This is a genomic window from Oryzihumus sp. JJN4-3R (genome assembly GCF_057747915.1).
In genome coordinates this window covers 1,977,340-1,990,999 of record NZ_CM173229.1, presented here as the reverse complement: position 1 = coordinate 1,990,999, position 13,660 = coordinate 1,977,340, and the positions used below count along the sequence as shown (strand labels likewise).

Genomic DNA, 13,660 nt, shown 5'->3' with positions numbered 1-13,660 from the left:
GCGGGCCTGGGGCGTGGCCACGACGTGAGGCGGTACTCCGTCTCGGCCGGTGACTTCGCCCTGGAGAGCGAAGCGGCCGACCTGCTCGAGTGCAGCCTTGGGGTCCTCGCGGCAGAGGTGACGCGGCTGTACGTCGACTTCGAACCCGCCTTCACCCCGATCGACCCCGACGCCGCTCACGCGCGCGCGGCGCTGCTGGAGATTGCGGCCACCTGCGGGGACTTCCGACGCGGGCGGACCTGGGCCATCGACCTGGACCCGCGTGACCCCACCCAGGTGAACTTGTTCTGCCGGTGGGCGTACAGCTCACCCGAGGCGCTCGTGTCCGGCCCGCGCGGCGAGGTCTTCGACGCTGTCGACGGGGGACGCCCGGCGTATCTCTCGGTCACCGATGCGGAGCGCCGCGCCATCGTCGAGGTGGCAGGAGCGCGTGCCCTGTCTCTGCCACGCGAACTCCTCGCGGCACCCTGAGGCGAGCCGCACGTGGCCCCCGCGGTCAGGCGCCAGGTCAGGTGGGCGCGGCCGCCACGCGGAAGCGGTCGGGCGGGTCCCCACTCGCGAGCGGGTTGTCGGCAGACATGGGTGGGTCGCCGCTCGCGGGCGGCCGACTCCGGGACCCCCGCGTGCTGCGGGCCAAGCCTGGTCAGGTCGGCGTTGCCGTCGCGGGGGAGCGGTCGGGCGGGTCCTCGGTCGAGGGAGGGGCGACGGCCCAGGGTGGTGGGTCGGTGGCCGGGGGCTGGTTGGCGGTGAAGATGACCCACTTGGTGATGAGCCGTTCGCCGGTGGGTCCGGCATAAGGCGGGGCGTCGGGGATCCCGGCGTGCGGCGGTGGTTCATTGCGCCCGGTGGTGACGTCCTCGCCTGGCTCGCCTTCGGGCGACCCGCTCATCGGGCTGGCGATCCTGCTGCCAGCGAGGCGACCGGTTGCGGCCGGGTGTTCGGCCGGCGGGGGTGGGGGGCGGAAGCGTGGCCCGGTGATCGGGAACCCGTGGCGGTCGGTGAAGACCAGGCCGTGGGGGTCGTCGGCGTCGCCCGTGAGTGAGTAGTCGCCCGCGTGGAGCCGGTCGTGGTGGAAGGGGCAGAGGCTGCAGAGGTTCGGGGTGTCGGTGGGCCCGTTGTTGGCCCACGTGATCACGTGGTGGATCTCGACGTAGCCGGTGGCCGTGCACCCCGGGAAGCGGCAGCCGCGGTCGCGGTCCTCGACGAGGGCCCGGGTGCGCTCGGGCACGATCCGCAGCGCCCGCCCGACGTTGACCGGGTGCCCCTCGGTCTCCCAGACCGGGCGCAGGCTGCCCGCGCAGGTGAGCTTGTCGACCAGGTGCTGCGGCAGTGCGGGCCTGCCGTTGAGCCAGCCGCCGTCGGTGTCGAGGTGGACCAGCACCTTGAACTTGTCGCGCCGCCCGCTCGAGGTCGGCGCGTCCAGGGAGCGCTCGCAGACCTCGGTCAGGGCGGCACCCCACGTGACGTGAGGGTGCCCCGCCTGGAAGAGGGCGTCCTTGGCCTCCTTCAGGGCGGCCTCCACGAGGGCGCCCTGATCCGCCGGGGCATCCAGCCGCAGGAAGAAGCGGCCGGTGCCGTCGTAGGTCATCGACAGCTCGGCCGGCTCCTTGGCCCCGCTCCTCGGGAGTCGGCGCGGTCGAGATGCCCGGCCGGGTGCCGTCCGGGCCGCCGGCGGTCGGGTCGGGCGGCGGGTCGAACGCGTAGCGCGAGAGCGAGCGGGACAGCTGCTCCACCGTCGCGTCGAGGGCCAGCTCGGTCACCGAGGCCTCCATGTGGGCCGGTGCGTGCCGGGCCACCGCGGTCACCTGCTCGAAGGACAGCTGCCCCTCGTCGAACGCGCCCATCACGGTCGGCAGCTCCTGCCGGCGGGCGGCCACCTCCACCAGGGCCCGGGCGCGCGACTGGGAGACCCCGGCCCGCAGCATCAGCCAGTGCTCGGGTGAGCGGATCCCGCCGCCGGCCCAGCCGTCGTCGACCAGTGCCCTGGCGACGACGCGCACCAGTCGCGCGTGCAGCTGGTTCAGGCCGCCGCAGACCTCGGCCAGCTCCTGCTCCAGATCCCCCATGTCGAACCCCCTGCGGAAATCGTACAGGTGTTCGAACAGGAGAGCAAGAGCCCAGGGCGAGCAGATTCGCGGCATCGCACCGCCGCGGGCGACGCCGGCGAACGACGCCGGCGAACGACGCCGACGAGCGACGACGGGGTGACTCAGCGAGAAGGTGACTCAGCGCTGGGAGCTGGGCTCCACGGCATACGGGGAGGCGAGGATCTCCAGCAGCTCGAGGCCCTCGTGCCGGGTCTCCTCGGAGGCGAGCAGGATCTCGGCATACGCGAGGATGCGGCGCTTGGCGTCGCACTCGGCGGACACCCGCTCGGCGCTCCACAGCTGGTCCCCGCCGCCCGCGGCCAGCTCCTCGTCACGCTCGATCCGGTCGAACAGGTACTCCACGAGGTCGCTCACCGGCCCATTGTCACCCCGCCGCCCGCCTCGCGGCTCGAACTTCGGGGAGTGACTCGCCGGGCCAGACTCGCCACCAACCGCCGGTATCGAGCCCCGTCGCCTCCCAGCGCTGTGGCACCCCACGCGCGCCGCCTCGGAGGGTCAGTCGTCGGCCGCCCTGTCCTCAGTCGTCGGCCGCCCCGGACTCGTCGGCGAGAGGCAGCTGCGGGATCACCGGCGGGCGGACGGCCGCGCGCATCCTCAGCGGCGGGGGCGCCACGTCGTGGAGGCTGACGCCGGCCCAGGCCATGAGGTTCGTGATCATCTGCGACACCTCGGCCTGGTCCTGCGCCGAGACCTCGAGCGGGCCTCCGTCGGTGCCGTGCCAGTTCGAGGGACAGCGCGCGACGAGGAAGCAGGAGAAGGCGAAGGTCGACCCGTTGAACACGTGCGCGCCGGAGGGGGCGACGTGGGCCACGACGTCGGCGCGTGTCGTCTCGCCCCAGTGGCACGTGCCGGTGCCGGTCGCCAGGACCGCGACGCCCGCAGGCGACGGGGCCCGCGACCACACCAGGTCGTTCTCGCCGTTGACGAGGCCGGAGATCTGCGTCCCCTCGGGGATGCCCGCCCACAGCCAGGTGGTCCCGGCAGTCAGGGACCCCGAGGCGCCCGAGCAGTAGTACTGGGCCCCGAGGATCGACTGCTCGTCCCACGCGCTGCCCCACGCGCGGAACGAGGACTTCGCGCGGTCCAGGGTGAAGGTCCGCAGGTCGGGGGAGTAGACGATCCGCCGGTAGACGGTGTTTGCGCCCAGGTTGAGGACGTTCACCCCGTTGAGGACCGCCGAGGACAGGGCCTGCCGCATGCCCTCGGAGTAGTACTCGTCGTGGGCCGGCAGGATCAGCGTGCCGGCGCGCTCGGGCACCTGCGCGCCGTACCGGTGCAGGTCCTCGTCGGTCCAGTAGGCGGCGTCGATCCCGTGGCGCTCGGCCCAGAAGATGAACCCCTGCTCCAGCGAGAGGAACTGCCCCGAGCCCTGACCCTCCACGTAGGGGCGGTCGTAGCTCAACGTGTTCGACCCGTTGTAGAAGTTGTGACCGCCGTAGCTGTTGTACGCCTGCCAGGTCGCCGTGGCCTGCTGGATGAGGACGTCGTGCCTGCGGGTGTCGTCGCGCACGGTCAGCGGCGCGTAGGCGGCGTTGACGCCGTCGCTGGCCTCCAGGAGGTAGACGCCGGGCACGAAGTCACCGGTGATGGCGACCTGCGTGGACACCGGCCAGGCGGTGGACACCTGCTGCGTCGTCGGGTCCGTCGTCGCGCCGGTCTGGAGCGAGGTGGCCACCGGGTCCGGCGAGGTCCACACCTTCCGCGCGCCCAGGCCGCCGTAGTAACCGATGCGGTAGGCGGTGAGGGTCACCGGCATCGCTGAGGAGATCTTCAGCCCGACGGACTCGCCGCAGGCGGCCGACGTCTGGGTCGTGTACAGCGACACCGCGCCCGTGATGTCACTGGTGTAGGGCGACGCCTGCGGACCGGTGCCGATCGTCCAGTCGGTCGCGCCGGGCCGGGCGTTCTCCACCACGGTGGAGGGGTAGCTCCTCGGGCAGCCGGCCGGGACGGCGGGGAGCGGCGCGGGGGCGAGCCTGACCGCACGGGGAACCGGGTTCGGGGAGGCCACGGTGACGCCGGCAGCGCGCTTGGCCTTGACCGTGACGGGAGCCTGCCCGCGGGTCAGGGCCGTGCGGCCGGCCCACGCGGTGAACGTCAGGGGGTAGGTCCCGGCCCTGGTCGGCAGGGAGAACCCGTCCACGGTGACCCGGAGTCGTGAGCCCGCATGCCAGTAGACCCGGTGCGCAGGGGTCCAGACCATCCGGTAGCTCCCCGCCCCGCGAAGGGTGCCGGAGGAGACACGGCCAATGCCGTGGGTCCCGGGCGGGAAGGACATCTCGACGCTGGTCAGGTAGCCCGACCGGGTGATGGTGGCCGCGTAGACGAGCCTGGTCCCGGCGCCGGCCGTTGCGGGCGACATCGCGACGACGACGGCGGGGCTGATGGCGGCCTGCGCCGGCTGCACGGCGGTCAGCGAGATGAGCAGCGCGGCAAGTGAGGCCAGAGCGGCCAGTCGTTTCACGTACGTTCCCCTGGTGAGTCCGCGGGGGGACGAAGCGGAGTCCCTCCACGGAGCGTGGTTCAGTCATCAGCCGGGCTCGGCGGTGAGCCCGGCTGCGGTGGTCAGCCCTTGGGTTGTGTCTGCCCGTGCGCGCCTCGACGGCGCGGCCCCCAGTGTGTGGACGGGCGAGAACGGGCCTGAGAGAGCGCCCCCCGGAGCCATCGGCTCCGGTGCCCGGGCGGTCGTCACTCACGGCGCCGACGGCGAGTTTATCCGCGCAGGCCTCCGCGCGAGGGCGAAATGGCCGACCCGCGCGGCTCGCCTCAGGAGTCGCCTCAGGAGTCGTCTCAGGAGGCGCCTCAGGAGTCGCGAAAACCGGCCACTGGCGCGGTGCTCGGCGCGATACTGACCCGGTGCTGACCGACGACGTGTCCTGGCTGCTGCGGACCGCTCGCCGGTTCGCCGCCGACGAGCGGCTGCGCACGGCCTCGGCGTTCGCTACCGGCGCGGGCCGGGCCCCCGCGGTGCACCGGTCCCAGGTGACCCGGTGGGAGAGCGCGCAGGCGCAGCCGAGCCACGCGATCCTGCGCCGCTACGAGGTGGTCCTCGACCTGCCGGACGGCCAGCTGCTGGCGGCGGTCGACACGCTCGCGCGGCAGGAGCAGCCGGTGCACCCGGCGCCGTACCTGCCGCGCCCGGCCCCGGCCGACCCTGGCGCCGTCGCGCTGGACCTCCTCGAGAAGGCCCTCGGCGAGGAGCGGATGCGGGGCACCGACTGGGACGAGCTGTCCGCGGTGCTGGCGCTGCTGCCGGACGCCCTCATCCGCCCGCGCGACGCCGAGGCGCTGCTGCGCCGTGGCCTGCTGGAGCTGAGCGTCAGCACCGGCCTGGAGTACGCCCTGCGCGGCGAGGCCATCTCGCGCCTGGCCGGCCACCCCCGCGTCGGCCCGGTGGTCTTCGAGCTGGCCAGTGCCACGCTCGCGGACCCGGACGCGCAGGTCTACAGCGACGTGGTTGCGCTGCTCAACTACACCGGCCACGACGGGGTCGGCGAGCTGCTCCTGCACCACCTGGAGCACCCGGTCAACGACAACGCCCTGCGCGCCGCCCTCTTCACCGCGGGCAGTCAGGTGCGCAGCCGGCGGTTGCCGCCGGAGCTCGCCGGACGGGTATGCCGTGCGGCCTGGGAGCGCCTGTGCGCGGACGATGCCTCCCACCGGGTGCGCCGCAGCGCCGCGAACCTGCTCCTCGCGGTGGACCAGCCGACCCGCCAGCGCCTGGCGCAGACCGTGCTGGCGCGGACGCGCAACACCGCGGCCGCGTCGATCCTGCATGACGGCAGCGCCTTCCACTCGACGTCCGGGCAGCGGCTGATGACGCAGGTGCGCCGCCACCTGATCGAGACCCTGGGCGCCCCGCTGGAGGACCACCCCACCCTGCGTCGGCTGCTGGACCAGTCCGCCCAGGACACCAACGAGGAGTCGCGCGGCACCGCCCTCACCGCCCTGCTGCTCTCCCCGGTCGGCCCCACCGTCGGCGCGGCCTACGGCGCCCAGCTGCGCTCCGCGCTGGCCCGCGGCGACCTGACGACGGCGCACGAGGCGGTGGACACGCTGTGCTTCCTCGTCCAGCCGGGCGACCTCGACCTGTTGACCGCGCTGGCGCTCGGCGAGGACGCCGACCTGGCCGTGGAGGCCTGCTGGGCCGTGGGCAACTGCCCGGAGCCGGACCGAGCGGCCGCAGCGAGCCGCGAGCAGCGGCTGGCCGACCGCGCATACCGGCTGGCGGGTGGGGCGGACGGCGGCGCGGGGGCGGCGCAGGAGCTGGGGGCGCTGGCCTACGCCCTCGGTATGCGCGGCCGGTCCGACCTGCTCTCGGGCGGCCCGCCGAGCGGGCCGTGGCGGCAGAGCGCCGCCTGGTGGCTGGACCTCCCCGCGCATGTGCGGCCCGAGTCCCAGCCCGGCTGACCCGCGGCCGGCCGCCCGCCCGGCTGCGCTGTTGCGGGCCAAACCGCGCTTCGCAACAGCGGCCGCCTCCGGCGAGGGCGCGAGGCATCGTCTGGGGGCATGGGTGGCGGTGCCGACTTCGGGCTCACGGTGGTCCTGGTCCTCTTGGCAGCCAGCCTGCTCAGCGCCGGTGTGCTGCTGACCTGGGTGCGGGGCCTGCCGCCCGGGGTCAGCGAGCCGGCGCCGGTCCGGCCCGGTCACGCGCGGTGGTTGCAGGGGAGCCGCGGACGTGGCCCGGGCCGGGCCGAGGGCAGCCCGACGCCCTGACGGCGTGACCGGGCGACGATCCTCGCAAGGGTTTCGGGGCGGCAGGACGCACCAACTTGCCGCGATGATCGTCGGTCCGCACAGGGCTCGGCCGCCGCGCCGCACAGCCGCTTGACAGAAAAGTTGCGCAACTAGCCCCAAATGCGCGGGTTTGTCGTGTTGTCTATGTCCCGACCGCCGTCTCAGGCGTCACGACCGCCACGAACGTCCCGCTCGTGGCGCTCACCCTCACGACTGCACACCCAGGAGCACCATGTCCTTCGCACGTGCACGACGCCTGACCGGCGTCCTGGCCGTCGCCCTCACCACCACGGGGGCCGCGGCCACCGGTGTCGCCCTGACCGGCGGCGCGGCCCAGGCCCAGGGCCAGGCTCACGCCCAGGCCGGCAGGAGCGGCACCAGCCAGATCCAGATCCTGTCGTTCAACGACTTCCACGGGAACCTCGAGGCCCCCAGCGGCTCCAGTGGCCGGGTCACGGTGGACCACCAGCTCAACACGAGCACCGGCAAGGTCACCGACGTCACCAAGGACGCCGGCGGCGTGGAGTACCTCGCCACGCACCTCAAGGACGCCCGCGAGGGCCACCCCAACACGGTCACCGTCGCCGCCGGCGACATCATCGGCGCCTCGCCGCTGCTGTCGGCCGCGTTCCACGACGAGCCGACCATCGAGGCGATGAACGCCCTTGGCCTGGAGGCGACCTCGGTGGGCAACCACGAGTTCGACGAGGGCTACCAGGAGCTCCAGCGCATGCAGTACGGCGGCTGCATCGACGACGGTGCCGGCCAGGCCAACCAGAACTCCTGCGCCGACCACACCTTCGCGGGCGCGGACTTCCACTACCTCGCGGCCAACGTGCACTACGCGGGCAAGAAGCAGACGATCCTGCCGCCCTACTGGGTCAAGCACTTCGCCAACGGCGCCAAGGTCGGCTTCATCGGCATGACGCTGAAGGAGACCCCGAGCATCGTCAGCCAGGCCGGCATCAAGGGCCTGGAGTTCACCGACGAGGTCGAGACCGCCAACGCGCTGGTGCCGGTGCTGGAGCGCCAGGGCGTCAACGCGATCGTCGTGCTGATCCACCAGGGCGGTGTCCCGGCGGTGCAGCAGTGGACCGGCCCGGACGGCAAGGTCTACAACGCCAACGCCACCTACGACTACGCCTGCGGCAAGGGCGGCACGCTGGCCCCCGACTCGGCGATCCTGCCGATCGCGGCCAAGCTGTCCCCGCAGATCGACATGGTCATCTCCGGGCACACCCACCAGCCCTACGTCTGCAACGTCCCCGACCCCGCGGGCCAGCAGCGCCTGGTGACCTCGGCGTCCTCCTTCGGCCGGCTGTTCACCGAGACCGACCTGACCTACGACCAGCGCACCCGCGACATCGTGCGCGCCTCGGTCCAGGGCTCCAACATGATCGTCACCCGTGACGTGGCCAAGGACGCGGCGGAGTCCCAGATCATCAGCACCTACGCCGCGCTGATCAAGCCGATCGCCGAGAAGCACCTGGGCACCATCACCACCGACGTGACCCGCGCGGCCAGCCCCGCCGGGGAGCAGCCGCTGGGTGACCTCATCGCCGACGCGCAGGTCAACGACCCGTCGGTCGTCACCGGCGGCAAGACCCCGCAGGTGGCGTTCATGAACCCGGGCGGCATCCGCGCGGACCTCACCTACGCCTCCTCGCCCAAGGGTGAGGGCGACGGCGTGGTGACCTACGAGGAGGCGTTCACGGTCCAGCCGTTCAACAACTACGTCGTCTCGATGGACCTCACCGGCGCCGACCTCTACGCCCTGCTCCAGCAGCAGTGGAGCGGCAAGAACGCCGGCCCGAGCAACACCAAGTTCCTCCAGGTGTCCAAGGGCTTCAGCTACGCCTGGCGGGACGGCGCGGCCGGCCCGGAGGTCGTCCCCGGCTCGGTGAAGGTCGGTGGCACGACCGTGGCCAACGACGGCTCGCAGACCTTCCGCGTGGTGTCCAACAACTTCCTGTCCGACGGCGGCGACAACTTCGCCGCCTTCACCAACGGGAAGAACAAGTACATCGGCGGGCTCGACATCGACAGCTTCGCCAACTACCTGCCGACGGTGTCGCCGTACACCCCGGCTGCCCTGGACCGCATCACCAAGCAGTAGGGTCCAGCATCCCCTGTGGCGGCGGTCGGCACCTTCCGGTGCCGACCGCCGCTTTTTTCATTCCCCGGTATGCCGGGTGCCTGCCTCACGCGGTGAGGCGCACGTCTCGTGCTTGCCGTCCGGGCTCCAGCACAGACGCACTCGCCCAGCCACACCGGTCCATTTCTGGGTCCGGGTTGCTCGTGGTGAGCATCAGCTGGCCCCCGCAGGCATGAGACTGGTGTGGCCTAAGTTGACTGTGTGACGGTCTTTGCCTCGTTCAGCCCGCGACATCTCCTGCGCGCCAGTCGGACTGAGCTCAGCACCTGGGCGGGCACCGTGCGGACCGCGATCACGCGCGCGGGCCCGGAGCGCGACACCGCGTTGCTGCTCACCAAGTCGGCGCTGGCCACCGTCATCTCCTGGCAGCTGGCGGTGCATCTCCTGCGCAGCTCGACCCCCTTCTACGCCCCCATGGCGGCCCTGCTGGTGGTGGACCGGACCGTGGTTCGGTCGTTGCTGGCCAGTGCTCAGCGTTTGGCCGCCGTCACGGTCGGCATGGCGGTGGCCGGGCTGGTCGAGTCGGTTGCCGGCGTCCACTGGTGGAGCGTGTTGCCGGTGATGTTGCTGGCCCTGCTGGTGGGCCGCTGGCGCCGGCTGGGCGAGCACGGCATCCAGGTGCCGGCGATGGTCTTGCTGGCTCTGGTCACCGCGGGAGGCACGAGCGCGGGCTTCACCGTCATGACCCTGGTGGAGACCGTGGCCGGCGGCCTCGTCGGCGTGGCCACGAATGTCGCGGTCTTTCCCCCACTGCACGTGCGGGAGCCGCGCCAGAGGGTGGACGCCCTGGCGGCACAGGTGCGCCAGCTGTTGACCGATATGGCCGATGGCCTCAGGCAGGGCTGGGACGCGCAGCAGGCTCGGGGCTGGTACGACCGGAGCAGCGAGATCGCCCAGAGCGTTCCCGAGGTGATCGAGCACGTGTCCACCGGGCGGGAGAGCACCCGTTTCAACCCCAGGGAAAACGTCCGGCCGCTGCAGATCAACTGGGTCGGCTACGAGCGGGCCGTGGAGACGTTGCGACGCGCGCAGTGGCAGGCTGCCGGGATCGCCCGCACCCTCGTCGACGGGGCGGAAGAGGAGGCCCACCACCCGGCCCCGTCGTCCTCCTTCTTGCCCGACTACGCCTCGGTGCTGGAGAGTCTCGGGTCGGCCGTCGGGCACTTCGGCCGCCAGCAGGACGTGGACCGTACGGCCCTGGAGGAGGACCTGCGCCGGGCCAACTCGATGCTGGAGCGACTGCGTGACGAGATCCGCGACAGCCCGCTGGCCGACCCCCATGCGTGGCCGGCCTATGGCGCGCTGATCATCGATGCCCAGCGCATGGTGCGGGAGTTCCAGGCCGAGCAGGACCAAGCAGCCGTTCCAACGGACACCGGCCCGGTCCCGGTCCATGAACCCACACCGACCGGCCGGTAGCCCCGCGCCAAGACCGGGCCCGCCCCCTCACGGTATGCCGGGTGCCTGGCTCGCGCGGTGAGGCGCGGCATACCGGGTCGTTGTGCCCGGGACCAAGCGCCTGACCTGCCCTCATGACGGTCCGGCAGGCCCCCAGAGGGGACCAACGGCACCGGTGCCCGCTGCCCTGGCGACGAGGCTGAGGGTGTGGGGAGGTGATGAGAATGAAGCTCAAGACTCGAGATCTGTTGGCGACGATCCTGGTGGCGCTGATCGCGATCCCGTACGTGGCTTACCTGGTCAACGGCGACCTGCCGTTCATCAAGGACCCGCGCGGGATGTCTGCACTCGGCCTGGTGCTGGGCGCTGCGGCGTTCCTCGTGCTGTGGCCCAGTGAGACGCACGACCGCGCAGGCACCACGGAGAACGTCATGGCGGCGAGCTCCGGTGTGATCGGTGTGATCACGCTCCTGCTCGCGGAGACGGCAGCGGCTGAGGTGCTGCTGGCGGTCTTCATGGTCACGATCCTGGTCGTGTGGGCGGTCATCGAGGCCGACCGCGCCGGCTTCATCCACGCCGGCCACCAGCCGGCGCGGCTGCAGCACCAGTAGGACCCACCCGGCGACGGCCGGCACCGCGAGGCGCCGGCCGTCGCCATGTCCGCGCCCGGTCCCGGTCGTCTCCCGGTATGCCGTGTGCCCGGCTTCTCCGCTCGGGTCACCCGGGCGGGTCGCAGGCTAGGCGTGGTGGCCGGCCAGGCCGGCGAGGACGAGCCAGTCGCGGATCCGGGCGGGGGAGGCGTGGTCGCTGCGGTAGCCGACGTAGCCGTCCGGGCGGACGACGGTGACCCCGCCGCCGGGATGGCTGGCGATGCGGTGGATGTGTGGGCCGGGCCGCTGGCTGGGGTGGGCGTCGCTCTGCGGTCCGGGCTGGCCGAGCTCGGCCAGGGAGACCGGTGGGGCGTCGCGCTCGAGCAGGACGTGGACCCCGGGCCCGGCGATGAGCTCGTGCAGCTGGAGGTGGCGGCCGTCGCAGGTGACGTCCTCGTCGGGCAGGCGCTCCCCGGCGCGGGACTCGTTGCGGGAGTGGGGTGAGTCCTCGACCGAGAGCGGGCTGCTGCGATAGCTGACCCGGAAGCCGGACAGCAGCCGCACCCCCTCGGCGACCAGCCACCGCTGCCGCAGCACCGGCGGGATGAGCGGCGCGCCGAGAGGGGCGAGCCGGCCCCGGACGACGCTGGCGACGGGGTCGGTGCCGGCCTCGGCCCAGAACACGGCGTGGGTGGCGGCCAGGACGAGCCGGGCGATGGGCCGGCGCTCGCCCTCGTAGGAGTCGAGCAGGATCTGGGTCCCGGCGCCGTGCCGCTCGGCGCGGGCGGCCAGTGCCAGCTTCCAGCCGAGGTTGGTGGCGTCCTGCAGGCCGGTGTTCATGCCCTGCGCGGCGGCGGGGGAGTGCGCGTGGGCGGCGTCGCCGACGAGGAAGAGCCGGCCGCTGCGCATCGCGGTGGCGAGGCGGTGCTGGAGCCGGACCCGGGCCGACCAGGCGACGTGGCTGATCTGGGCGGGCAGGCCGGAGTCGTCGATGAGGGCCTGGAGCTCGTGGCCGGGCACGGGCGGGCCGGGCTGACCGAAGGGGAGCGGGTCGGCCCCGGCCGGCTGGGTGGCGAGCATCCGCCAGGTGGCGCGCTCGCCGATGGCGAAGAGGAAGAGCAGGCCGCGCCGCCCGGCCACGACGTGGGCGACGCCGGGGGCCAGGTCGCCGTCGAGCTCGAGGTCGGCCAGGACGACCTCCTGGGCGTAGGGGCCGCCGCGCCAGCCGATGCCGGTCGAGCCGCGCACGGTGCTGGCGGGTCCGTCGCAGCCTCCGATGAACCGGCAGCCGACCTCTTCGACGCCGGTGGGGCTGCTGAGGGTGGCGCGGGCGTGGTGCACCGCGTTGATGGCCCGCATGAGCTCGACGCCACGCTCGATGTGGACCCCTCGATCGGCGAGGGCCTCGGCGAGGACCGCCTCGACCTCGGCCTGGCGGATGAGCGTGAGGTGGGGGAAGGCGGTGTCGGGCAGGTCGAGGTCGGCGACCTGGACCGGGACGACCCGGCGGCCGAGGTGCAGCTGCACCGCCGGGGAGGTGTCGGCCCGGCCGAGCAGCGCGTCGGTGACCCCGAGCGGGCGCAGCACCTCCAGGGTGCGCGGGTGCATGACGAGTGCCCGGGACGGGCGGAACGGCTCGGGTCGGCGCTCGACCACCCGCACGTGCGCGCCGTGGTCGTGGGCCTGCAACGCCAGGGCCAGCCCGCTCGGCCCGGCGCCGACGACGAGGACGTCGACCGGGTGGTCGCTGCTCGGGTGGGTGCTCACGGCGGCCACTCAGGCGACGCTGCGGACGGCCGCGGTCAGCCGGGCCCAGGCGGGGACGCCCGGCTGAGCCGTGGCGTCCGGGTCGTGGAGCAGCCGGTCGCGCCGGATGCCGGGGGTGATCGCGTAGTGGATCGAGTCGTGGTGGCTGACCAGGGCGAGCACCCACCACAGGGCCCGCACGTAGTCCTCGGCCAGACCGGCGCCGTCCCACTCGTAGAGCCCGCGGTAGTAGCCGTTGTCGTCATGCGCGAGCCAGAGCTTGGAGACGAAGCCGGGGAAGCCGACGAACAGGGGCGTGTTGAGCTCGCTCTCCACCCGGAACGCGCGGTGGCCCCGGCCTCGGACGCCGCGCAGCTGGAAGCAGACGACGAGCACGGCGGGGTTCCGCGTCGGCGGTCGGTCGACCGTGGTCTCGCGGTAGACCCGGGGCGTGGTCCCGTCGGCGAAGTGCAGCCGCAGGCCGACGTGCTGCGGCGGCTGATGGATCCGCCGCTGGGCGGTCAGCGCGGCTGTCATCGCGGCGCACTTTGCCAAGGCGGTGGCGGCCGGCGCGACCGGCAGGTGCGGTTGCTCGGGCATGGCGTGTTCCCCTCGTCGAGGGTCACCAGCATGTCCGGCTATGCGGGTGAAGCGAACGGGCCAAACGGCCCGTGCCGTCACCGGCCCAACTGAACTCAGCGTGACGGCACGGCGCGGCCGGCCCGGTGGTCGTCCCCCGCTCGGTGACGATCAACGGCACGACGGTGATCCACGACGCCCCGCGGACCTCCGATTGGTGTCCAATAACTTCCTGTCCCACGGTGGCGACGGGTTGGCGCGTTCACTAACGGCGAGAAGGGCTTACATCAGCGGGCTCGAAATCGACAGCTTCGCCAACTAGCTGCCGACGGTGTCCCCGTACCCCC

General features: G+C 72.8%; 11 protein-coding genes. 6 read left to right on the top strand and 5 right to left on the bottom strand.

Annotation, left to right across the window (positions count from 1 at the left end):
* Positions 1-24 precede the first annotated feature (24 nt).
* Entirely contained in the window at positions 25-471 is a 447-nt protein-coding gene (locus tag AC3ANM_RS09240; protein WP_488287832.1) for a hypothetical protein, read from the top strand.
* Positions 472-643: 172 nt separating this feature from the next.
* Here AC3ANM_RS09240 and AC3ANM_RS09235 read toward each other — a convergent pair whose 3' ends face one another.
* From AC3ANM_RS09235 to AC3ANM_RS09225, 3 genes are all read right to left on the bottom strand, one after another.
* Positions 644-1,588, bottom strand: coding sequence for an HNH endonuclease signature motif containing protein (locus AC3ANM_RS09235; RefSeq protein WP_488287831.1), 945 nt, complete (start codon positions 1,586-1,588; stop codon positions 644-646).
* A 637-nt stretch (positions 1,589-2,225) separates the two neighbouring features.
* Complete coding sequence (locus tag AC3ANM_RS09230; protein ID WP_488287830.1) at positions 2,226-2,462, bottom strand: DUF6221 family protein; 237 nt, start codon at positions 2,460-2,462, stop codon at positions 2,226-2,228.
* Positions 2,463-2,625: 163 nt separating this feature from the next.
* A complete protein-coding gene (locus AC3ANM_RS09225) occupies positions 2,626-4,572 on the bottom strand; it encodes a N,N-dimethylformamidase beta subunit family domain-containing protein (protein ID WP_488287829.1) in 1,947 nt (648 codons plus the stop codon).
* Between the two features lie 392 nt (positions 4,573-4,964).
* On the opposite strand from AC3ANM_RS09225, the gene AC3ANM_RS09220 reads away from it, so the two are divergent.
* The 5 genes from AC3ANM_RS09220 to AC3ANM_RS09200 all read left to right on the top strand — a co-directional run bounded on the left by AC3ANM_RS09220 (position 4,965) and on the right by AC3ANM_RS09200 (position 11,009).
* Entirely contained in the window at positions 4,965-6,518 is a 1,554-nt protein-coding gene (locus AC3ANM_RS09220) for a hypothetical protein (RefSeq protein ID WP_488287828.1), read from the top strand.
* Between the two features lie 99 nt (positions 6,519-6,617).
* Positions 6,618-6,824, top strand: a complete 207-nt coding sequence (locus AC3ANM_RS09215) for a hypothetical protein (protein ID WP_488287827.1) — start codon at positions 6,618-6,620, stop codon at positions 6,822-6,824.
* Positions 6,825-7,077: 253 nt separating this feature from the next.
* Positions 7,078-8,961 carry a bifunctional metallophosphatase/5'-nucleotidase gene (locus AC3ANM_RS09210; protein WP_488287826.1) on the top strand — a complete coding sequence of 628 codons (1,884 nt, stop codon included), beginning with the start codon at positions 7,078-7,080 and terminating at the stop codon, positions 8,959-8,961.
* 240 nt (positions 8,962-9,201) lie between these two features.
* The gene (locus tag AC3ANM_RS09205; protein WP_488287825.1) at positions 9,202-10,419 is read left to right on the top strand and encodes an FUSC family protein; all 1,218 of its coding nucleotides are present in this window, start codon (positions 9,202-9,204) and stop codon (positions 10,417-10,419) included.
* A gap of 203 nt (positions 10,420-10,622) precedes the next feature.
* On the top strand, positions 10,623-11,009 hold the full coding sequence (locus AC3ANM_RS09200; RefSeq protein ID WP_488287824.1) for a hypothetical protein: 387 nt from the start codon (positions 10,623-10,625) through the stop codon (positions 11,007-11,009).
* Between the two features lie 126 nt (positions 11,010-11,135).
* Here the strand turns inward: AC3ANM_RS09200 and AC3ANM_RS09195 are convergent, their stop codons facing one another.
* Positions 11,136-12,755: an FAD-dependent monooxygenase gene (locus tag AC3ANM_RS09195; RefSeq protein WP_488287823.1), complete on the bottom strand. Its 1,620-nt coding sequence runs from the start codon at positions 12,753-12,755 to the stop codon at positions 11,136-11,138.
* A gap of 9 nt (positions 12,756-12,764) precedes the next feature.
* A complete protein-coding gene (locus AC3ANM_RS09190; RefSeq protein WP_488287822.1) occupies positions 12,765-13,334 on the bottom strand; it encodes a hypothetical protein in 570 nt (189 codons plus the stop codon).
* Positions 13,335-13,660 lie beyond the last annotated feature (326 nt).

Bases quoted from the DNA above. Each gene is read 5' to 3' on its own strand.
- AC3ANM_RS09235 (WP_488287831.1), bottom strand. From the start codon at position 1,588: ATGACCTACGACGGCACCGGCCGCTTCTTCCTGCGGCTGGATGCCCCG.
- AC3ANM_RS09215 (WP_488287827.1), top strand. From the start codon at position 6,618: ATGGGTGGCGGTGCCGACTTCGGGCTCACGGTGGTCCTGGTCCTCTTG.
- AC3ANM_RS09210 (WP_488287826.1), top strand. From the start codon at position 7,078: ATGTCCTTCGCACGTGCACGACGCCTGACCGGCGTCCTGGCCGTCGCC.
- AC3ANM_RS09200 (WP_488287824.1), top strand. From the start codon at position 10,623: ATGAAGCTCAAGACTCGAGATCTGTTGGCGACGATCCTGGTGGCGCTG.
- AC3ANM_RS09190 (WP_488287822.1), bottom strand. From the start codon at position 13,334: ATGCCCGAGCAACCGCACCTGCCGGTCGCGCCGGCCGCCACCGCCTTG.